Origin of the sequence: Halobacillus halophilus, from assembly GCF_020171985.1 — a bacterium.
Classification (GTDB): domain Bacteria; phylum Bacillota; class Bacilli; order Bacillales; family Halobacillaceae; genus Halobacillus; species Halobacillus halophilus_A.
Genome location: NZ_JAIVAL010000013.1, coordinates 145,021 through 165,098 on the forward strand (window position 1 = coordinate 145,021; position 20,078 = coordinate 165,098).

Below are 20,078 nucleotides of genomic sequence, written 5' to 3' on the forward strand. Positions count from 1 at the left end.
TTCTGCTCCAGGATGGCGTATAGATGCGACTCTCTCCAGGAATTCAACATTCACCACCTGCTTTCCTATCCTTATAAAGAACTTCGATATGTTTCCAGGATCAACCTTGCTCTCTCATCTAATTTTTCAGGCAGATCCTCATAAGAGAAATAGCATAATCTCAAACTCTCAGGATCATTTATTTTTAAAGTCCCTTCTATATTAGTACCCAGGAATACACTGATAATATTGTAGACTTCATCTCCGTTTGGGTATTGAAAATAAAGTTCCTTTCCAGATATAGTCCCAAGGGGCAGATATTTCAAGGCAACAAGCCCTGTTTCTTCATGCAGCTCTCTTTCTGCCGTTTCAAGGAAACTCTCACCTGGCTCCATCGCTCCTCCGGGCAGACCCCATTCCTTTGTATCCGACCTGAATTGGAACAAAATTTTACCATCTGGATTCTGAAGCAAGACTGTAGACCCCGCAATAATTAAGGGGCGGGTTCCAATGAGATTTCTCAAATCTTTTACATAGTCTTTCACTATTTCACATCCCTTCTTCGTATTTTATTTTCTACGAGTCTGACCAACGTTTGTTTCAAGTTTTGGTTATCAAGTTAATTCAGGGTATTTATTCCCATGAAAATCCCCATCCCAAGAGCTTACTCTTGGGATGGGGCAATAGCGCAGTGCCGCAGAATGGGGAGTTTACCCGCAGACATACTCGCCTGATCTATTCTACTTCTTTCAGAAAGCTCTACCCTTTTTATCAGTCCGACTTCCATCCCTCTATTAAGAAAGGGAAGAATTCTGGAACTCGGCGGCGGAAGTGAGTGTAGTTATGCTCCCCACCATCAATAATCTTGAATTTAGAAGGTTCGATCTTATGCTTTACTATATCGTACATGCGTTGATTTGATTCTATGAACCCCTGATTAATCGTTTCCTCATCACTCCCTGCTTCCAGAGTTCCGCAATCAACATAATACCTTTCCACAGTAGATAAATCAGCGCTATGAGCAAGTATTTCCATTTCCTCCTGATTACGAAAAAAAGCAGATGATATGGCTGCCGCTCTTTTGAAGAGGCTTGGATATTTACACATAGCATAAGTGGAAATTAAACCACCTAGTGAAATTCCAGCCATGGCTGATTGATCCAGGTTAGTGGAGTAGTTTTGATCAATATACGGCTTTAACTCCTGTACAACAAATTCTATGTACTGTTTTCCGCCTCCCCCGATCCGACTTTCATCTTTCATCATGTCACGGCTGTATTGTCCATTTTCCCATGCACAGTATTCGACTTTTCTCTGTTCTCCAGGCTTCGAATCTATTCCAACCACAATGACTTCAAGCTTATTTCGATCTAAAAAGTGTTCTAAGTTCAGGGATATGCCCCCTATAGCTGATTGATCGCGAAAAACGTTTTGACCATCATGCATATAAACAACAGGATAGCTTTTTCCTTTTTCACCATAATCATCTGGTGTATAGACTCTGACTGTTCGTGAATCATTTAAACACTTGGAGTTAATTGAAAAAACTTTTAGCATCTACTTCCGCACGCCCCTTCATCACTATGACTTATCATTCTCTTACGTTATATTTCGTGTACATTTTCACGGCTTCCTTTTTCCTATTCCCCATTATTCAGAATAATAGAATTGTATAATCAAAATCAGGAAGGAAGTACCTTTCCTTTTTCTATACGCTTAACAAATCAAATTTAAGGGAAGATGTTAGAGGAAAAAAAGAAAAGGAAGTATAATCATGGCTCCTTGACCATGTAATCTTGAGGTGAAAGAATGAATAATTCAATAATATCGTTAATTCTGCCTTCTTTTAACGAAGAAAAAAATATTCCTAAAATTTATGAGGCTATACACAATCAAATGGAGCCCCTCCATTACGATTATGAACTCATCTTTATTGATGATGGCAGCCAGGATCATACGTTAGAGTCGATCCAGATGCTTGCTTCTACTCATGATCAAGTAAAATATATCTCCTTCACTCGTAACTTTGGGAAAGAGGCAGCTATGCTTGCAGGGCTTGAAAAATCAAAGGGTGAAGCTGTTATTATTCTAGATGCAGACCTTCAGCACCCAAGCTCTCTCCTGCCAGCTATGGTTGAAGGATATGAAGAGGGGTATGATCAGGTAATTGCCCGTCGCACTCGAAAGGGAGAGTCTCCCGTCAGAAAAGCCCTGTCCTCAACCTTCTACAAAGTTATCAATCAGCTGGTAGACGTAACATTAGAAAATGGTATTGGCGATTTTCGTCTGTTAAGCAGAGCCGTCGTCAATGACATTTTAAAACTAAGTGAAGGGAACCGCTTCTCTAAAGGACTGTTTTCCTGGGTCGGATACGAAGAAAAAGTGATTAATTATGAAAATGTGAGCCGACAGGAAGGAGATTCAAAGTGGTCATTTTCAAAACTGTTAAACTACGCAATTGACGGCCTTGTTTCTTTCAATACCAAACCACTTAGGGTTTGCTTTTATGCAGGTCTCCTCACTTTATTACTATCGCTTGGATACATCGGCTTTATTTTTATAGAAATTATCAGAACAGGTATTGCGGTACCTGGTTATTTCAGCACCATCTCAGCGATCCTGTTCCTTGGCGGTGTTCAATTGCTAAGTCTTGGGGTCATTGGAGAATATATAGGCCGCATCTATAATGAGGTTAAACGCCGTCCACACTATCTTGTAAAGGATACGAATATTCATGACATTAAAGATCAACTCACTAAACAATGAACTTACACGTTTTATCCTGGTTGGGGGAATGAACACTCTTAATTATTACATTGTGTTCTTATTCCTCCATAACTTACTTAATTTTCATTATATGATAGCTCACATAACGGGCTTTCTCATAAGCTTTGTTATTTCTTTTTTTCTAAATACCTATTTCACTTATAAAGTAAAACCGACACTCAAGAAATTCCTGCAGTTCCCATTAACTCAAGTGGTCAACGTAGGCGTTTCATCCATTCTTGTCTTTGTGCTGGTTGATTTGCTTAGTCTAAACAGCAATATTGCGCCGCTGATCGCAGTATTTTTCACCGTTCCGATAACCTTTATCGTCACAAGTAAAATATTAAAACAATAATGGTGGTCCCTTATGAATAAACAAAAAATCACGATACTATTCTTCTCAAGTCTGCTTATCGCCACCTTATCCCATCTATTCTTTTTAAGACAATGGATGGATGGAACGTTCATGGCAGGGCCAAATGACGGGCTGAACCAAATGATTCCCTTCAAACAATTTTTATACGAAAACTACACGAGCGGGAATTTCTTTTATTCGCTCGATTTCGGTTTTGGAGGAGGATTTTTCGGTCAGTTGGGTTATTACTTCTCCACAAACCTCTTCTTCCTTGTAACGGTGGGAGTGGTCTTTTTATTGGAGTTGTTGCACGTAATTGGAAAGCCCGACTCTCTGTTCTGGGCTCAGGCTATTATATTCAGCAGCGTTATTCGCATGACCCTTGTCATTTTGCTTACTACCTATGTTTTTAGATATATGTCGCTCCGTACTATTCCATCTTTTATTGGCGCAGCTCTTTACGGTGCTTCCGTTATTTACTTCCGACACGTATCCTACTGGGAATTTTTTGCAGATGCCTTTTTATTCGTCCCCCTTTTAATTCTGGGGATTGAAAAAATCATCCGTGAACGAAAGCCCGGCTGGTTTATTTTCGCCATTGCCGCAACGATGTTTAACAATTTCTACTTTGCTTATATAAGCTTCATTTTCGCTGGCATTTATATTCTCGCTCGCTGGCTTATTTCCCTGCAGAAAGAAGAAACAGGAAAACTTCAGCAGCTTAAGCTCTATGTCATTTCAGTAGTACTGGGAATGGGAGCCGCTTCTATTTCTTTTGTCCCTACTTTATACGCTTACTTTCATAACTACAGACCAGCTTTTAATCAAGAACGACCGCTTTTTGACTTCAGCGATAATATGCTGCTCGACAGCCGCACATTCTTGCTTTCGACCATTGTGGTGCTTTTTCTATTTCTCTTTTCTTTTTATAAAAACAAAATATTCCGGTTGTTTGCTGTCCTGACACTCCTATTTATCCTTTTTCACTTCAGTCCATTTATGGGAAGTGCCTTTAACGGCTTCTCTGCCCCACGGCACCGTTTTGAATACCTGGGCTTTTTTGCAGCTGGCGGCTTAGTCGCAGCAGGTCTGCAATTTATGGCTCAGGTGAAAAGATGGGAAGTTTTCGTGGCGACCTTACTCACAGGTCTTAGCTATTATTTTTTTGCCTGGAGAGATCCTTACTATCAAATCGAAAGCGTATTTGATCAATACATGCTGTATCAAGCAGGGATCTCCATAGCAGCTTTCCTGTTACTTAGTATTCAGCATAAAAAAACCTGGATAGCAGGAGGCGTCATCATTGTGCTGCTAAACGCAGGGATGATGAACGTTTATCAGCATGACAAACTTTATAAAGAAGGAAATTTAGAAGAAACCACTAAAGATTATATCCTTAGTGATGGATATGCTTCTCCTGAACAGCAACAGCTGGTGGACCGTGTCCAGGAGAAAGATCCAAGTCCCTTCTATCGATTCGAATGGAAAGGCATGGATGACCGTAATAATATCCCGCTTATTCAAGATTTCAGCGGCACCAGTGTCTATTCAAGTATATTAAATGAACACATCCTCTATTGGTATTATGAGGATATGGAAGTTGATATGAAGCAAGAGAGTATCAGCCGTTATTCCGGATTCGGTGACCGGGCCAATTTGTACAGCGCCTTAAGCGGGAAATACATTATGACTAAAAAGGGTTCTGACAGGAATATACCTTATGGATTTGAACCTTATATAGAAAGCAGTAACTATCAAGTCTATCGAAATACAAAGCTGCTGCCCTTCGCACGTACGACAAGTAAGGTTTATAGTGTAGATTCCCTATCAGATGCTTCCATGATTAAGCGGGAACAAGCAATGCTTGAAGGAATCATATTAGAGAATCCGGATTCCGAAACTTCTTCCGTTAATCCGCTCCCGGATCTGATGGATGACGCCGAGGTAACAGCAGTAGGAGGCAGTTATCAGGATGAGCGGCTGCAGGTAACCGAAGGAACTGGCGGCTTAGATTTGCAGCTCAACTCGGTTCCTAAAAATGCAGAAGATATCTATGTATCCTTTTATATAAAAAATAACGTCAAATCCGCTCCGTGGTTTCCCTTGTATGTGAATGATTACCGAACATCGAGAAAATCGCGGGAGTCCTTTTATCGAACTGGAATGAACGATGTAACAATCCGCGTTCCAGCTGACGAAAGAATTTCCATACGTGTACCGCAGGGTGATTACCAACTGGCCGAACTTGAAATGCACTACACAACCTATGACATACTTAACAAAGCCTATAACGAAGCCGATGAGGTTTCCAGTGTAGCTGCGAATGGAAACCAAATAGATATTCAGTTGAATAACAACCAGAAGGATCAATTCCTTACGATTCCGGTTCCTTATGAAAAAGGCTGGCATGTGGAGGTTAACGGAGAATCAAAAAAAGTCTTACGTTCAAACTATGCCTATCTTGGCGCAGAACTTGAAGAAGGGCAGAACCATGTATCCTTTACGTACTACCCCCCTTACTTCAAAGCTACGCTTGCCGTATGCCTCTTCTCCGTTCTCCTTTCCTTCTTATGGATCCGAAGAACACACAAATGGTAAAAAAGGGCGTCCTCAGGGCGTCCTTTTTCGTATGCCAAATTGTAGACAAGCTGGCATGAATACATAAGCTCCTTTAAAATAAAAGCAAGAGGAAACGATTCAATCCATTCTGAAGGAGTTTTAACATGGCTGAAAATCAAAGAAAACTGCCTTTATATATCCAAATTAAAAATAAAATGATTCACAACGTGAAAGATGGAGTATGGAAGCCAGGGGAATCGATCCCTTCTGAAAGTCAGTTAATAGAGATGTACAATGTAAGCCGAACCACGATTCGGCAATCAATACGGGAGCTCGTTCAGAACGGGGTGCTGGAAACCCGGCGAGGATCTCCTGCGAGAGTGCGCACCATTCCTCCGGAAGAAGGAGTAAATCCCGGCGTCCTCCATCATGAAAAAGGAACCCACTTCTCAACAAAAGTAATTCGTTCCGGCAAGGCTTCGCATGCGCTTCACGCTCGGAATGCCCTCGAGCTCACTGAAGAGGAAGAGATGTTTCTGATTGAAAGAGTCCGATTAGCTGATGGAAGACCAATTTCATTTCAACAATTGTTTCTTCCCTACTCTATCGGTAAAACCATAGAAAATGATATGGATACGTCATTTGATATCTTCCCGAGGTTAGGGGAACAAGGAATTTATTATACGAATATTCAAGAAGATGTATCTGCATCTAATGCCACCTCGTTTGAAGCGGATGTATTAGGAATCATCCCCGGAGAAGCTCTCATTGATATTGAACGGATAACAACGGGCAGTGGGGTAAAGCCTATCGAATACAGCCGCACTAAATACCTCCCTTCCAGCTTTAATTATAAAGTAGAAATTGGCAGTTAGCTCTCTCCGCCTCCTATTGCAATAAGTTATATCTTATTGTAATATGTTAGGTAATACAGAAACGTGAATGAGGAGGAATTACTATCTCTAAACTGACGAGTAACCGACATGATAAAACTCAGATCGATCTTGTCCGTATGCGTCAATACAGACTGGGCCGTGTTCGCGAACAATTAAAAGCACTGGGATACGGCGGTATCGTGATTTTTGATCCAGTGAACTTGCGTTATGCAACAGGCAGCAGGAACATGCAGGTATTTATGCTGAGAAACCCGGGCCGCTATGTATTTATTCCAACAGAAGGCCCTATCACCCTGTTCGATTTCCCTAATTGTGAACATCTGTCAGAAGGACTGGAAACCATTGATGAAGTTAGACCAGCTATCACTTTATCTTATGTAGCATCTGGTGAGAACCTTTATGATAATGCGAAAGAATGGGCAAAAGAAATTGCTGATTTGATGGCTCAGCATGCAGGTTCCAATAAGAAACTTGCTGTGGATTATATCCCTTCTGTAGGGGCTGTGGAGCTTGCTAAACAAGGGATAGACGTCCGAGACGGACAGGAACCAATTGAACATGCCCGAAGTATTAAAAACAAGCAGGAAATTGAAGCGATGAAAATTTCTGTTCGTACGGCAGAAGAAGGTATGATCCGTATGCAGCAGGCTTTGGAACCCGGGATTACAGAAAATGAACTCTGGTCACATCTACATCAGGTAAACATCGCTCAAGGTGGAGACTACGTGGAAACGCGGCTTCTAAACTCTGGGAATCGTACAAATCCATGGTTCCAGGAATGCAGTGATAAGGTGATTAACGAAGGAGAACTTGTTGCTTTTGATACGGATATGAATGGTCCCTTCGGTTTTTTCACTGATATCAGCCGAACATTTCTATGTGGAGATTCGGAGCCTACGAACGAGCAGAAACGCCTGTATCAGACCGCTTATGAGCAGATTCAGTATAATATTGACTTATTAAAACCTGGCATGAGCTTCCGGGAGTACGCTGAAAAAAGCTGGAAGATTCCGGATGAGTTCTTCCCCAATCGTTACTTTACGGTAGCTCATGGTACTGGCTTAAGCGGAGAATACCCTTATATTGTCTATCCGCAGGACTTCGAAGAAAAAGGCTATGACGGGGTTATTCAAGAAAATATGGTGCTTTCTGTAGAAAGCTATATTGGCTCTCCTGGCGGCAAAGAAGGAGTCAAATTAGAGGAGCAGCTTCTCGTCACGAAAGATGGCGTAGAAAACTTCTCCGACTTTCCTTTTGAGCATCGTTTATTAAAATAATGGTTAATTCAAAAGCCTCAACCTCCCTTTAACCTGGGAAGTTGAGGCTTTTATTAATAAATCTCCAGCTTGCTTATTACACATAAGCTCCCGTTACTTGAAGACTCAGTTTCGAGCCTTTTGTGAGAATTTGGTCCTGCGGGGGACGATTTCGCTTTTCGGCCCTGCACGATGCAGGGTCGTTCGACCCTACTTCATGTAGGGTCATAGGAAAGTGTTCAAATGTGGCATCACCCCACAAGACACGACCAGCATAAGCCGAGCATCAAAAGGACCGTGGTCTTTCCGTCCGTTGATGAACGGCTTATGTCTCGAGGGTCTGGGTGATGGAACAAGACGAGTTATTTCCCCACCAGCCCTTCTTCACATACCGTAACGGACCCGAATTATCTCGAAACTGAGTCTTCAACAAAACGGCCCGTTAGTGGAATAACCTGCCGATGTAATTTAACCACACCGTTAAATACATCCATTAATAAAACACCCTTTACTATTTACAAGTAAAAGGTGGTTTTTTGGTTTTATGATAGGTTTTGACTCCAGTCAATGACGGCTTCTCCTTCAAGGAAACGTTCAGAGTCCATTGCAGCCATACAACCTGTACCAGCTGCCGTAACGGCCTGCCTGTATTTCTGATCCTGTACATCACCGCAGGCGAATACGCCAGGGATATTAGTATCGGTTGTACCAGGCTCTACTAGAAGATAGCCTTTATCATCCATATCCAGCTTACCTTTTAGGAATTCCGTATTTGGATTGTGGCCAATGGCTACGAAAATTCCGTCTGTTTCAATTACTTCCTCTTCCTCTGTTTCATTGTCTTTCACTTTCAAACCTGTAATCTTCATCCCATCTGAAATCATTTCTACTGGTGTTTTATTAAGAGCCCACGTGATCTTCTCATTATTTTTCGCTCGCTCTTGCATAATCTTCGATGCGCGTAGTTCATTTCGTCGATGAACGACTTGTACTTCACTTGCAAACTTTGTTAAGAAAGTAGCTTCTTCCATTGAGGAATCACCGCCCCCAACGATAACCACTTTTTTGTTACGGAAAAAGAACCCATCACAAGTTGCACAGGTGCTTACACCTTTTCCGATATTCTCCTTCTCTCCCGGAATACCAAGCAGCTTTGCAGACGCCCCTGTGGATATGATCAGCGTTTGCGTCTCGAGCTCTCCTAAACCATCTACATTTAGGGTGAAAGGGCGCTGATCGACATTGACATCCGTGACCCAGCCTCTTTTAAAAGTAGCTCCAAAACGTTCAGCTTGTTTCTTCATATTATCCATTAGTTCAGGTCCCATGATTCCATCCGGAAATCCAGGGAAATTCTCTACTTCTGTCGTTAGCGTAAGCTGCCCGCCTGGTTCAGGGCCTTCAATAACCAGGGGTTCCATATTTGCTCTGGCTAAGTACACAGCAGCTGTCAATCCTGCTGGTCCGGTTCCTAATATAATTGATTTATATGCCATAGTGAATCCTCCTTACAATATAATATCCGCTCTTAGTGGTATAACCTGTTTTGGTCATCCTCATTCACTTTTTCGGTCCTTGTTTCATCGTATGCAGCCATTTTGGTCATTTTGCAAGTTGTTAAAATGAAAGGAGATTAAGCAGCACTTTTTTTAATACTGATTCAGCTCTTGCTAAATCTGCCTATTTAGACCATACCCGCTCCATTAAAATTTTTAACAACCCTTTTGAGAAATTCCAGGAATTCATACGATACGATTTTGATCCTAATATTTTATATAAACCTTACTCCCTGGGCTGATGAAGAGACTAAATAGTAGAAGAATCATATGATATAGCACATGCAGTCCATAAGTACGGTTTAGATTTTATGAAGCAGGAGGAAGTAAGATGAAACGCTATAAACGCACCTATCGTCGAGGCTTATGTTTATTCCCGGGATATAAATACTGCGGGCCGGGATGCAGCGGGCCGGGGACGCCGATCAACGCGGTAGATGCTGCCTGCAAGGCTCACGATGAATGTTACCGGTATTACAGGAATTACTGTGAATGTGACATAGCTTTTATTCGCCAATTAGAGCAACTGCAGAACCCTTATACGGTTGAAGGTCGCCATGCACGAATGATGTACAAATACATGAAAATGCAGCGTCTTTTCACCTGCACATTTTAAACATAAAAAAGGCAGCTGAGTATTTAAACTCAGCTGCCTTTTTGTCTATTAACACGTTATTTATTCTACTGTAACACTCTTGGCTAAGTTACGAGGCTTATCAACATCGCAATTGCGGTGAAGCGCAGCGTAATAAGAAATTAGCTGTAGAGGAATCACAGAAACAAGTGGTGTAAGAAGGTGATGGACATGAGGAATAACAAATGCATCTCCTTCTTTATCCAGACCCTTCATGCTTATAATTAAGCTGTTTGCTCCACGAGCTTCTACCTCTTGGACATTACCACGGATAGAATAATTAACGTTCTCCTGAGTGGCAAGGGCTATAACAGGAGTACCATCTTCAATTAGTGCGATGGTTCCGTGCTTCAATTCACCGCCGGCAAAACCTTCTGCTTGAATATAAGAGATTTCTTTTAATTTCAAGGAACCTTCAAGCCCTACATAATGATCCACACTGCGACCAATGAAGAAGCAATTGCGTGTGGTCGGAAGGTATTCGCGAGCCAATTCTTCGAGTTCTTCCTTCTGATCCGTTAAAGCTTCCATAGCATTAGCAGCAATGCCTAATTCCTGCATTGGATCAAACTCAAGCTCAAGACCTTTAGCACGCGCGGTATCAACCGCAAGGATAGCCAGTACGGCCATTTGTGCTGTATAAGCCTTCGTTGAGGCAACGGCGATTTCAGGTCCTGCATGCAGGTGCATTGTATAATTTGCTTCCCGGGAAAGGGTGGATCCAGGTACGTTTGTGAGCGTTAACGCTGGATGACCAAGTTCTTTTATCTGAACAAGTACAGAGCGGCTGTCCGCTGTTTCTCCGCTTTGAGAAATAAACAAGAATAAAGGCTTTTCAGAAAGAAGCGGCATGTTATAAGAGAATTCACTGGCCACATGAACTTCTACTGGAATATTCGCTAATTTCTCAATGAATTGTTTTCCAAGAAGTCCTGCGTGGTAACTCGTTCCAGCAGCAATAATATAAATGCGGTCACAACTTTTCATAGCCTGACGAATATCAACGTCTAGTTTGATTTCATCATTTTCATTTTTATATTCCTGAATGATTTTACGAATAACGAATGGCTGTTCATCAATTTCTTTAAGCATGAAGTGCGGATATGTTCCTTTTTCTATATCTGTCGCATCCAGCTCTGCTGTGAATGGTTCACGTGATACAGTAGTTCCGTCCAATTTTTGAATTTCTACACTATTCCTTTGAACGATAACCGTTTCTTTATCCATCAGCTCTAAAAATTGATCCGTAACATGTAATGCAGCCATAGAATCGCTGGCGACCACATTGAAGTCGTCTCCCAGACCAACTAGTAATGGACTTTTATTCTTAGCTACATAAATCGTGTCTTTGTTCTCACGATCAATTAGTGCGATAGCATAGGAGCCGGATAGTAATTCTACTGCCTTACGAAAAGCAGCTGCTACATCGTCCATTTGCTCATTTAATACTTCGATAAGCTGGACAATGATTTCTGTATCCGTCTCACTCTTCATATTCACATCAGCCAGATACTCATCACGAATATCAACATAGTTTTCGATGACACCATTATGAACAATAGTGAATCGCTCAGAAACACTTTGGTGCGGGTGAGCATTTTCACGACTTGGCACACCATGTGTGGCCCAGCGAGTGTGACCGATTCCAAGAGTAGCTTTATTATTTTCATCAACAGCTTCTCTTAAGGCAGCAATGCGGCCTTTTACTTTAAATACGTTCACACCTTCATTGTTCAACGTGGCAATTCCTGCAGAGTCATACCCGCGATATTCTAACTTCTCAAGACCATTCAGTAATATATCTTTCGTATCCTCTTGCCCTATATATCCTACAATTCCACACATAAGTTGTTGTCCTCCTCAAGTTATGGAGTAAGGGCAACGAATGAGCATCAATCTACTTCAGGGGCTGATTCGCTGCCCCTCTCCCGTTCATTTCTTTATTTGTCAGCACTATGTTCAAAGAATTTGAACAAAGAGTCGCCTCTCTGGTTTAACCTTTGAACTTCCAGTTGAGTGCGGCAACTGGGAGGCATCCGCCGAACGTTCGATGAACCTCCTCCTCGTCAACTGTGCTGCTGCTTCAGCACACAGTCCTGGCGCTTTTCAATTAATTACGTCTTCTCTCCTTTTCTATACTTGAATATGGCCCTCAACTTACATTACCAAAATAATACTTCGGTAAACTTATTTTCAGGCCAACTTTTATTTTACCCGAACTTTTATTTGCAGGTCAATCTTTATTATGAGGGACTTGAAAACCACGCTATATAATATGCACAGGATGCACGTTTGTGCACCCTGCTTCTTGCCCTTACTATTCTTCTTTCATACCCAATTCTTCTTCTACTACTTTAACTACTTTATTCACGTAGGTTTCACATTGCTCTTCTGTAGGTGCTTCGACCATAATCCGTACAAGGGGTTCAGTACCGGAAGGACGGACCAGCACTCGTCCGCTGTCTCCCATTTCTTCTTCTACTGCCTGAATGGCTTCTTGAACACGAGGATGAGTCTGTACTCTATTTTTATCAATGACCCTCACATTCTTAAGAACTTGTGGGAATTTCTCCATTTCACCAGCAAGCTCTGAAAGAGGCTTTCCAGTTTCTTTCATAACATTGACAAGCTGCAGAGCAGAAAGAAGCCCATCGCCGGTGGTATTATGATCAAGGAAAATAATGTGGCCTGATTGTTCACCACCCAGATTATATCCTCCACGGCGCATTTCTTCCATTACATAACGGTCGCCCACCGCGGTTTTATCACTTTTCATACCTTTGGATTCTAGCGCCTTGTAGAATCCAAGATTACTCATAACTGTTGAAACGACCGTTGAATGAGTAAGTGTACCACTCTGATTCATATGCTGGGCACATATATACATAATGCGGTCGCCATCCACAATATTTCCCTTCTCATCCACTGCAATTAACCGATCTCCATCTCCGTCAAATGCAAGGCCAATGTCCGCTCCTTTTTCCTTAACCAGTTCCTGCAGCTTTTCAGGGTGGGTGGAACCTACACCTTCGTTAATATTCAGCCCATCTGGTGATGCTCCGATAGAAGAAATATCAGCTTCTAAATCAGCGAATAAATGAGAAGCAAGCGAAGACGTAGAACCGTGCGCGCAGTCTAAGGCAATATGCAGTCCATCAAAATCGTAATCGACTGTCTGCTTAAGGTGCTGTAAGTACTTTTGTCCACCTTCAAAATAGTCGTTAATTTGACCTAAATCAGAACCAGAAGGGCGAGGAAGCGTATCTGTTTCTCCATCAATAAGCTCTTCAATTTCTTGTTCCTGAGCTTCAGTAAGTTTGAAACCATCCGGCCCAAAGAATTTAATCCCATTATCCTCTACAGGATTATGAGAAGCAGAGATCATAATCCCCGCCTCTGCCTGAAGCGCCTTTGTTAAGAAAGCTACACCTGGAGTAGAGATGACCCCCAAGCGCATAACCTCCGCGCCAATGGACAGCAAACCAGAAGCAAGAGCGCCCTCCAGCATCTCTCCTGAAATACGGGTGTCACGCCCGATTAGGATTTTAGGCTTCGTAACCTCTTTTGTTAGCACATAACCTCCATATCGCCCGAGTTTAAATGCAAGTTCCGGGGTCAGTTCTTTATTAGCAACACCACGGACTCCGTCCGTACCAAAATATTTTCCCATAATAAAACCTCTCTTTCTAAAGTGAAACTGTTTTTTTATTTAGCTGCTTTTATTGTCTTCGCAAGAAAAAAACTATACTAATCTGAGCTATAATTAAGCCGTTCCGCGAAAACTTTCAAGGTGGTCAATATCATATTAATCTTCCACATCTATTTCTACTTCAAGCTTTTCCGGTTCCACAGAGGTAACCCCGTCTGGAACCGGTATCTCTACTTCCTGTGTCTCATCTTCCGTAACTTCCGTTATATCTACAGGGATGCCCTCCAGTTTATTGATAACTGCCAAGACATCTTCTGGACCGTACAACGTAACTGTTTCCGTAGAAGTAGTCACTGAATTGACCACAACCCCTTCAGGAGCCCCGCCTCTTGGGGTAACCTCCACTGGGACTTCTTTTTTCCTTTTGGATATAGGAACATTCAGTTGAACCGTTGTAGGATCAACCAACACGTTTAGTTCGTTGCCTTGCTCATCATATACTTTCACAGGTGCTTCCAGATCTTCAAGCGAACTCTGAGCAGATCCAACATCAACTACTGCTTTCACAGATGCCACTCGATCCACCACAGAAGCTGATCCCGTAATGGTTGCCATTTCCGGTTGTACCGTGGGTTCTTCTAACACGAGTTCACTGTCCAGTCTGCTTTCATTAAGGTAATCAACCTTCACTTCGAAATCTTCACTGACTTTCTCTTCAATAGTAACTTCAATCGTTTTAGGCTTGAGAGAAACAGAAAGTTGATTTGATATACCTGAATGCTGTAAAGAGACTTCATGCACTCCTGGTCCTAAACCGTTTAAATCCACGAAGACCGTGAAGTTTTTCTGGCGTACTACCGGAGTAACTACACTCGCCTGACCTTCCACTGTGACAGAAACCTCTTGAGGCAGTCCACTTACTACATACTCTTCACTGTCAAATCTTATTTCAAGTGGAATATTGTCCATTGTCTCCATATCTGAGGAGTTTTCATTAAAGAACAAAGAATCAGAGTCCATATTATTATCTACATTCACTGTAATCCATAGTAAACCTGCCAGAATCAAGGAAATAATTCGGATGAACCAGATACTTTTCAACCAATTATCCATTCTTTTTCCCCCTCCAGTTCCAGGTCTTCACTGCGGAGGAATAGTCAAGCTCCGTCCGGAGGATTTCTTCCAGCTTTTCCTGATCGAGGTTTCTATGAAGTTCCCCGTTTTTTGTACAGGAAATGGCTCCAGTTTCTTCAGAAACCACGATGGTTAACGCATCGGTAACTTCACTGATCCCCATTGCTGCCCGGTGCCTTGTCCCAAGCTCCTTTGAGATAAAAGGACTTTCAGATAACGGCAAATAACAGGCGGCAGCGACTATTTCATCATTTTTAAGTATTACGGCGCCATCATGAAGTGGAGTGTTAGGAATAAATATATTGGTCAGTAACTCACTTGAAAGATGGCCGCCAATGCGAATCCCCGTTTCAACGTAGTCTCCCATTCCCGTGTCCCTTTCTATTGTTATAAGGGCTCCTATACGACGTTTAGCCATATAATTACATGATTTAATTATAGCCTGAATTGATTTCTCAGTTGTATCCTCTTCAGAAGAGTTTCTGCTGAAGAAACTCCCTCTTCCCAATTGCTCTAATGCACGTCGGAGTTCGGGCTGGAAAAGAATAATAATAGCAAGAAAACCCCATGTAATGGCCTGGGACATTAACCACCTTAACGTGGTAAGTCCAAATAAATTACTCAATAACCATATACCCAGAATAACGAATATACCTTTTAGCAGTTGTACGGCTTTCGTCCCCTGGATCAGCATGATTAATTTATATACAACAAACCAGACAAGGGCGATATCAACCGTAATTAAGAAATAATCTAATACATCAAATCCCCCATCAAGCATGCCTACACTTCCTTTTAATTTTAAAATCAAGCAATTTTTAGAAAAAAATTTACCTGTATTATTATATCACACTTCTATTTATCGGAATATGAGAACCCGTATTCAATTCAAATGAACAATTTAGTATAAAAAAACCAGGGTGTAAGTTCACCCTGGCTATTATTCCTCCTGATCTGATTCAAACGAAAAGAGATCAGAAACGATATGTTTCGTTTGGTACCATACCCACTCGTAGACTTGATTGACCTCATTCAATTCTCCCGTATAGGCACGGAGAGTGGATGAATCTAAGTTATTTTCGATATCACCGTTGGGCTTTCCATTTATAATTTCTCCATTAATGATAGTAACATCGCCATTTATTTTTCCAAGAATCTTCAAATCTCCATTCCTGACGACCAGATCGTCGTTAATCGTGACACCTTCAGGAACGATGACAGTCTTATCCCTAATTTCCAGGTTCTCCTGTTTAGATACCGTTACATGTTGATCCTGGTTCCAAGCTGAAAAAATGCCACTGAACATAAGAATGAAAAATACTGCGGCGGCAGTCAAAATTGGATGACGCTGCATAGCTCGTATATAGTTTTTCCTCTTTTTTTCTTTAGGAAGGCTATTCATTACGTTTGCAGTAAAATTACTCGGTGCCGAAGTTGGACCTGTATTTTTTATTAGCGTAATCGAACGCTTTAATTCATGAAAATGGTTTTGGCAGGAAGGGCAGTTTTGCAGATGGTTACGCAGTCGTCTCTCTTCTTCTCTCTTTAGCTCCCCATCCAAATATTTATGCATGAGTGAAATAGCTTCTTTTTTACAATTCATTCCCTCAACTCCTTTACACATGACGAAGCCTTTTGCGCAATGCTTCCCTGCCGCGGTGAACTCTGGTCTTTACTGTTCCCACAGGGATGTCCAGCACTTCTGCTATTTCTTGAAGTGCTAACTCATCTAAATAACGTAGTACGATGACACTACGGTATTTAGGCGGCAAGGCCAATATTTCCTTATGGATATAACTCTGAAGTTCAAGGCTCTCTACCTCTTCTTCCGGCAAAGCCTGGTCAGCTGCCAATTGAGAATACATATCCAGTCCATCCGTCCCTCTGACCTCAGCATCGAGGTGGTAATCCGGTTTCTTTTTACGAATCCGGTCGATTGTCAAATTGGTTGCAATTCTATATAACCAAGTTGAAAATTTCCTTTTCTCATCAAACGTATGGATATTTGTATAAGCACGGATAAAGGCTTCTTGTGCAAGATCTTCAGCTTCATAGGCGTTCCCAATCATACGTAAACAAATATGGTACACTTTAGTCTGATAAAAAGATACAATATCTTCAAACGCTGATTGATCCCCTTTTTTCACTTCTTTTATTTTCTGTTTAATCATGGTTTCCATCTGCTATACCTCCGCTTTACTTGCGGTCGATATCCTTTACGGATGACCCCAGGGGTAAGTTTCAAAAATTATATAAAAATATATCTTTTTATAGTTTAACTTCTATTAGTATGGGTTATAAGAGAGTAAATGTAAAAACTTACATAGGAGGAATGTTACATGAAACAGGAAATATTTTTAATTAATGAAATCGAAATGTGCCGTGAAGAAATGAGCAGGGCAGCAAGAAAGAACGCATTAACATCTAAAGAGGTCCTGCAGATGAGTATCCGTTTGGACGAACTTATGAACGAATATGAAAACCTTAAACAAAAAGAACAGCAACCTGCCTAAGGCAGATTGCTGTAAATAAAACATTTATTTTAAGCTTTCTCCAAATAAAGACCCCATTAAACCGACTGCGACACTTGCGGTCTTATTTTTTTCATCTAAAATCGGGTTAACTTCCACAAACTCCGCAGAAGTAATCATTTCCGACTGATAAAGCATCTCCATAGCTAAATGACTTTCCCGGTAGCTTAGTCCCCCAATTACAGGTGTACCTACTCCAGGTGCTTCATGAGGATCCAATCCATCAAGATCAAGACTTAAATGCACACCATCCGTACGCCCTTTTAAGTATTCTACACTTTCTTCCATTACTTTCGTCATGCCCATACGGTCAACTTCGTGCATGGTGTAAACTTTAATTCCTTGTTCCTTAATGAGCTCACGCTCGCCTTCATCTAATGAACGAGCTCCTACAATGACGACATTCTCAGGTTTAATTTTAGGTTCATAACCATGAATGCTAGTAAGTTTCTCATGACCAATTCCCAGACTTACAGCTAAAGGCATACCGTGAATATTACCGGATGGTGAACTATCTGCCGTGTTTAAATCACCATGAGCGTCATACCAGATAACTCCTAGATTCTCATAATGTTTGGCTATACCGGCTAAGGTTCCCATCGCTATACTATGATCTCCGCCCAGTACCAGCGGAAAGCGTCCTTCTTCCACCACTTTATCAACTTCTTCAGCTAAACTTTGGCTTCCTTCAGAAATTTCATTCAAATTTCTTAAATTATCAAGTTTTTCGCTTCCTGTTTGAGGAGGTAAAGGAATATCAATATCTCCCAAATCTTCTATGTCATATTTTAACTGTTCTAAGCGCTCTCTCATACCTGCATATCGAATCGCGCTCGGCCCCATATCGACGCCTCTTCTCATTTGGCCCAAATCCATTGGAACCCCGATAACGGAAATTTGTTTATTCATTTATTTTCCTCCTTTATTCACTACTCTAATTGTATCCTTTTTTCGATAAATGACTCAACTAGACATCTTAGTGTATATATATGCGACTATAGATATCATGAAAGAGGGAGACTTGCATGATTACTTACTTCGCGGTCAAATATTGGCAGATATAAAAAAAACTGACATCTATTAAAGATGCCAGTTTTATAATTAATTTATATTCCTTGTAAGTGGAGCCTAGCGGGATCGAACCGCTGACCTCCTGCGTGCAAAGCAGGCGCTCTCCCAGCTGAGCTAAGGCCCCGTATGGAGCGGGAGACGGGATTCGAACCCGCGACCCCCACCTTGGCAAGGTGGTGTTCTACCACTGAACTACTCCCGCATAAGTAGAACGGTCACAAAATGAATTTGAAAGAGTGAGCCATGAAGGATTCGAACCTTCGACCCTCTGATTAAAAGTCAGATGCTCTACCAACTGAGCTAATGGCTCCCAATGTTAATAAACTCTCATTATGAGTTCAAAAGATGCTCGTCGTGTTGCAAGTTTACCTAAGAAGTCTCACTCCTCGCAAGCCTGCAAGGATGGCTATTCAAGGAGCTGGCTTGCTCTACCAACTGAGCTAATGGCTTTCAATGTATTAGTTGAGGAATTCTCATAGTAAAAGTATGAGTATAAATTGCCTGCAAACCGAATTATTAGTCCATACCCCTGCTTATGCTGCTTATAAACTACAAACATAAAGCATATGTATTTAAAAATAAAAAATTCCGTCAATTAATGAAGGAATTAAATGGCTGGGCCAGCTGGATTCGAACCAGCGCATGACGGTACCAAAAACCGTTGCCTTACCGCTTGGCTATGGCCCAACGAGTACAATGTTAGTATGGTCATTGAATTTAATAATATACATATAAATATATTTTCTCATAAAAATATGCTGATCTATGTACTATCAGCAATCGACCATGCTCTAACAACTAAAATAAATGGTGGAGGGAGTAGGACTCGAACCTACGAACCCGATGGGAGCGGATTTACAGTCCGCCGCGTTTGGCCAACTTCGCTATCCCTCCACGTTAGTCAAAAACATTTAGTGGTGCCGGCCAGAGGACTTGAACCCCCAACCTACTGATTACAAATCAGTTGCTCTGCCAGTTGAGCTAGGCCGGCTAATTATTAAATTATAATGGTGGAGGATGCAGGGATCGAACCTGCGACCCCTTGCTTGTAAGGCAAGTGCTCTCCCAGCTGAGCTAATCCTCCATCAATTGGTGACCCGTACGGGATTCGAACCCGTGATACCGCCGTGAAAGGGCGGTGTCTTAACCACTTGACCAACGGGCCTTCTTACGATTACTTCTGAGAGCTTCCAGCCGGATTTGAACCGGCGACCCCTTCCTTACCATGGAAGTGCTCTACCACTGAGCTATGGAAGCAAGTGGCTCCAACGGTAGGATTCGAACCTACGACCAATCGGTTAACAGCCGATTGCTCTACCACTGAGCTACGTTGGAATAATATAAAGCTTCAAAATGCTAAGTATAAGGGATACAATGTGGCGGCGTCCTACTCTCACGGGGATCGACCCGACTACCATCGGCGCTGAAGAGCTTAACTTCTGTGTTCGGCATGGGAACAGGTGTGACCTCTTCGCATTCACCACCACATCATATACAGTTTGAGGTAAACCCTCAAAACTGGATAAGGCAATCATTCAACCATCGGACGAGCGAACGTCTCTTCCGACTAACATTTCATACTAGATAGATAAGTCTTCGATCCATTAGTATCCGTCAGCTTCACGTGTCACCACGCTTCCACCTCGGACCTATCAACCTCATCGTCTCTGAGGGATCTTACTTACTTGGCGT

Annotated in this window: 17 protein-coding genes, 10 tRNA genes and 2 rRNA genes; 7 read left to right on the plus strand and 22 right to left on the minus strand. The window is 41.9% G+C overall.

The window, feature by feature from the left end:
* Positions 1-71 precede the first annotated feature (71 nt).
* Both LCM11_RS17475 and LCM11_RS17480 read right to left on the minus strand, forming a co-directional pair.
* Positions 72-524: an NUDIX hydrolase gene (locus tag LCM11_RS17475; RefSeq protein ID WP_224895578.1), complete on the minus strand. Its 453-nt coding sequence runs from the start codon at positions 522-524 to the stop codon at positions 72-74.
* Positions 525-750: 226 nt separating this feature from the next.
* Positions 751-1,536: an alpha/beta hydrolase gene (locus LCM11_RS17480; RefSeq protein WP_224895579.1), complete on the minus strand. Its 786-nt coding sequence runs from the start codon at positions 1,534-1,536 to the stop codon at positions 751-753.
* 252 nt (positions 1,537-1,788) lie between these two features.
* Here LCM11_RS17480 and LCM11_RS17485 point away from each other — a divergent pair, with 252 nt between their 5' ends.
* From LCM11_RS17485 to LCM11_RS17505, 5 genes are all read left to right on the plus strand, one after another.
* The gene (locus LCM11_RS17485) at positions 1,789-2,745 is read left to right on the plus strand and encodes a glycosyltransferase family 2 protein (RefSeq protein WP_224895580.1); all 957 of its coding nucleotides are present in this window, start codon (positions 1,789-1,791) and stop codon (positions 2,743-2,745) included.
* Positions 2,714-3,100, plus strand: coding sequence for a GtrA family protein (locus LCM11_RS17490; RefSeq protein ID WP_224895581.1), 387 nt, complete (start codon positions 2,714-2,716; stop codon positions 3,098-3,100). Before LCM11_RS17485 ends, LCM11_RS17490 begins: the two co-directional genes overlap by 32 nt.
* Positions 3,101-3,112: 12 nt before the next feature.
* Positions 3,113-5,698, plus strand: a complete 2,586-nt coding sequence (locus LCM11_RS17495) for a YfhO family protein (protein ID WP_224895582.1) — start codon at positions 3,113-3,115, stop codon at positions 5,696-5,698.
* 125 nt (positions 5,699-5,823) lie between these two features.
* Positions 5,824-6,534, plus strand: a complete 711-nt coding sequence (locus LCM11_RS17500; RefSeq protein ID WP_224895583.1) for a GntR family transcriptional regulator — start codon at positions 5,824-5,826, stop codon at positions 6,532-6,534.
* Positions 6,535-6,671: 137 nt separating this feature from the next.
* A complete protein-coding gene (locus LCM11_RS17505; RefSeq protein ID WP_224895584.1) occupies positions 6,672-7,832 on the plus strand; it encodes a M24 family metallopeptidase in 1,161 nt (386 codons plus the stop codon).
* Between the two features lie 521 nt (positions 7,833-8,353).
* On the opposite strand, the gene trxB is transcribed toward LCM11_RS17505, so the two are convergent.
* Complete coding sequence (gene trxB, locus LCM11_RS17510; RefSeq protein WP_224895585.1) at positions 8,354-9,307, minus strand: thioredoxin-disulfide reductase; 954 nt, start codon at positions 9,305-9,307, stop codon at positions 8,354-8,356.
* 391 nt (positions 9,308-9,698) lie between these two features.
* Here trxB and LCM11_RS17515 point away from each other — a divergent pair, with 391 nt between their 5' ends.
* A complete protein-coding gene (locus LCM11_RS17515; RefSeq protein WP_224895586.1) occupies positions 9,699-9,983 on the plus strand; it encodes a phospholipase in 285 nt (94 codons plus the stop codon).
* 60 nt (positions 9,984-10,043) lie between these two features.
* Here LCM11_RS17515 and glmS read toward each other — a convergent pair whose 3' ends face one another.
* From glmS to sigW, 6 genes are all read right to left on the minus strand, one after another.
* Positions 10,044-11,846, minus strand: a complete 1,803-nt coding sequence (glmS, locus tag LCM11_RS17520; protein WP_224895587.1) for a glutamine--fructose-6-phosphate transaminase (isomerizing) — start codon at positions 11,844-11,846, stop codon at positions 10,044-10,046.
* Between the two features lie 472 nt (positions 11,847-12,318).
* A complete protein-coding gene (glmM, locus tag LCM11_RS17525) occupies positions 12,319-13,671 on the minus strand; it encodes a phosphoglucosamine mutase (protein WP_224895588.1) in 1,353 nt (450 codons plus the stop codon).
* 135 nt (positions 13,672-13,806) lie between these two features.
* Entirely contained in the window at positions 13,807-14,763 is a 957-nt protein-coding gene (locus LCM11_RS17530) for a YbbR-like domain-containing protein (RefSeq protein WP_224895589.1), read from the minus strand.
* Positions 14,756-15,565, minus strand: a complete 810-nt coding sequence (gene cdaA, locus LCM11_RS17535; protein WP_224895590.1) for a diadenylate cyclase CdaA — start codon at positions 15,563-15,565, stop codon at positions 14,756-14,758. The genes LCM11_RS17530 and cdaA overlap by 8 nt, the downstream gene beginning before the upstream one ends.
* Positions 15,566-15,724: 159 nt before the next feature.
* Positions 15,725-16,387 carry a zf-HC2 domain-containing protein gene (locus LCM11_RS17540; protein WP_224895591.1) on the minus strand — a complete coding sequence of 221 codons (663 nt, stop codon included), beginning with the start codon at positions 16,385-16,387 and terminating at the stop codon, positions 15,725-15,727.
* A gap of 13 nt (positions 16,388-16,400) precedes the next feature.
* Positions 16,401-16,964 carry an RNA polymerase sigma factor SigW gene (gene sigW, locus LCM11_RS17545; RefSeq protein ID WP_014641465.1) on the minus strand — a complete coding sequence of 188 codons (564 nt, stop codon included), beginning with the start codon at positions 16,962-16,964 and terminating at the stop codon, positions 16,401-16,403.
* Between the two features lie 159 nt (positions 16,965-17,123).
* Between sigW and LCM11_RS17550 the strand changes: the two genes are divergently transcribed.
* Entirely contained in the window at positions 17,124-17,297 is a 174-nt protein-coding gene (locus tag LCM11_RS17550; RefSeq protein WP_224895592.1) for an aspartyl-phosphate phosphatase Spo0E family protein, read from the plus strand.
* A 24-nt stretch (positions 17,298-17,321) separates the two neighbouring features.
* Here LCM11_RS17550 and rocF read toward each other — a convergent pair whose 3' ends face one another.
* The 13 genes from rocF to LCM11_RS17615 all read right to left on the minus strand — a co-directional run.
* Positions 17,322-18,224 carry an arginase gene (rocF, locus tag LCM11_RS17555; protein WP_224895593.1) on the minus strand — a complete coding sequence of 301 codons (903 nt, stop codon included), beginning with the start codon at positions 18,222-18,224 and terminating at the stop codon, positions 17,322-17,324.
* A gap of 213 nt (positions 18,225-18,437) precedes the next feature.
* Positions 18,438-18,510 (minus strand) — tRNA-Ala (locus LCM11_RS17560).
* Positions 18,511-18,513: 3 nt separating this feature from the next.
* Positions 18,514-18,588 (minus strand) — tRNA-Gly (locus LCM11_RS17565).
* A gap of 35 nt (positions 18,589-18,623) precedes the next feature.
* A tRNA-Lys gene (locus LCM11_RS17570) sits at positions 18,624-18,696 on the minus strand.
* A 302-nt stretch (positions 18,697-18,998) separates the two neighbouring features.
* Positions 18,999-19,073, minus strand: a tRNA-Gln gene (locus tag LCM11_RS17575).
* A 121-nt stretch (positions 19,074-19,194) separates the two neighbouring features.
* Positions 19,195-19,280 (minus strand) — tRNA-Tyr (locus LCM11_RS17580).
* Positions 19,281-19,301: 21 nt separating this feature from the next.
* Positions 19,302-19,377, minus strand: a tRNA-Thr gene (locus tag LCM11_RS17585).
* Positions 19,378-19,394: 17 nt separating this feature from the next.
* A tRNA-Val gene (locus LCM11_RS17590) sits at positions 19,395-19,470 on the minus strand.
* A gap of 6 nt (positions 19,471-19,476) precedes the next feature.
* Positions 19,477-19,551, minus strand: a tRNA-Glu gene (locus LCM11_RS17595).
* Positions 19,552-19,571: 20 nt separating this feature from the next.
* Positions 19,572-19,643: transfer RNA gene (locus LCM11_RS17600), tRNA-Thr, on the minus strand.
* Positions 19,644-19,646: 3 nt separating this feature from the next.
* Positions 19,647-19,721: transfer RNA gene (locus LCM11_RS17605), tRNA-Asn, on the minus strand.
* A gap of 39 nt (positions 19,722-19,760) precedes the next feature.
* Positions 19,761-19,874, minus strand: a 5S ribosomal RNA gene (gene rrf / locus LCM11_RS17610).
* Between the two features lie 96 nt (positions 19,875-19,970).
* Positions 19,971-20,078, minus strand: a 23S ribosomal RNA gene (locus tag LCM11_RS17615); the annotation flags it as partial.

What these genes read in the sequence shown, in the direction of transcription:
- LCM11_RS17540 (WP_224895591.1), bottom strand. Translation starts at nt 16,387, where the DNA reads ATGAATTGTAAAAAAGAAGCTATTTCACTCATGCATAAATATTTGGAT.
- LCM11_RS17515 (WP_224895586.1), top strand. Translation starts at nt 9,699, where the DNA reads ATGAAACGCTATAAACGCACCTATCGTCGAGGCTTATGTTTATTCCCG.
- glmS (WP_224895587.1), bottom strand. Translation starts at nt 11,846, where the DNA reads ATGTGTGGAATTGTAGGATATATAGGGCAAGAGGATACGAAAGATATA.
- rocF (WP_224895593.1), bottom strand. Translation starts at nt 18,224, where the DNA reads ATGAATAAACAAATTTCCGTTATCGGGGTTCCAATGGATTTGGGCCAA.
- LCM11_RS17550 (WP_224895592.1), top strand. Translation starts at nt 17,124, where the DNA reads ATGAAACAGGAAATATTTTTAATTAATGAAATCGAAATGTGCCGTGAA.
- LCM11_RS17500 (WP_224895583.1), top strand. Translation starts at nt 5,824, where the DNA reads ATGGCTGAAAATCAAAGAAAACTGCCTTTATATATCCAAATTAAAAAT.
- trxB (WP_224895585.1), bottom strand. Translation starts at nt 9,307, where the DNA reads ATGGCATATAAATCAATTATATTAGGAACCGGACCAGCAGGATTGACA.
- LCM11_RS17480 (WP_224895579.1), bottom strand. Translation starts at nt 1,536, where the DNA reads ATGCTAAAAGTTTTTTCAATTAACTCCAAGTGTTTAAATGATTCACGA.
- cdaA (WP_224895590.1), bottom strand. Translation starts at nt 15,565, where the DNA reads ATGCTTGATGGGGGATTTGATGTATTAGATTATTTCTTAATTACGGTT.
- LCM11_RS17490 (WP_224895581.1), top strand. Translation starts at nt 2,714, where the DNA reads ATGACATTAAAGATCAACTCACTAAACAATGAACTTACACGTTTTATC.
- LCM11_RS17495 (WP_224895582.1), top strand. Translation starts at nt 3,113, where the DNA reads ATGAATAAACAAAAAATCACGATACTATTCTTCTCAAGTCTGCTTATC.
- glmM (WP_224895588.1), bottom strand. Translation starts at nt 13,671, where the DNA reads ATGGGAAAATATTTTGGTACGGACGGAGTCCGTGGTGTTGCTAATAAA.
- LCM11_RS17485 (WP_224895580.1), top strand. Translation starts at nt 1,789, where the DNA reads ATGAATAATTCAATAATATCGTTAATTCTGCCTTCTTTTAACGAAGAA.
- LCM11_RS17530 (WP_224895589.1), bottom strand. Translation starts at nt 14,763, where the DNA reads ATGGATAATTGGTTGAAAAGTATCTGGTTCATCCGAATTATTTCCTTG.
- LCM11_RS17505 (WP_224895584.1), top strand. Translation starts at nt 6,672, where the DNA reads ATGCGTCAATACAGACTGGGCCGTGTTCGCGAACAATTAAAAGCACTG.
- sigW (WP_014641465.1), bottom strand. Translation starts at nt 16,964, where the DNA reads ATGGAAACCATGATTAAACAGAAAATAAAAGAAGTGAAAAAAGGGGAT.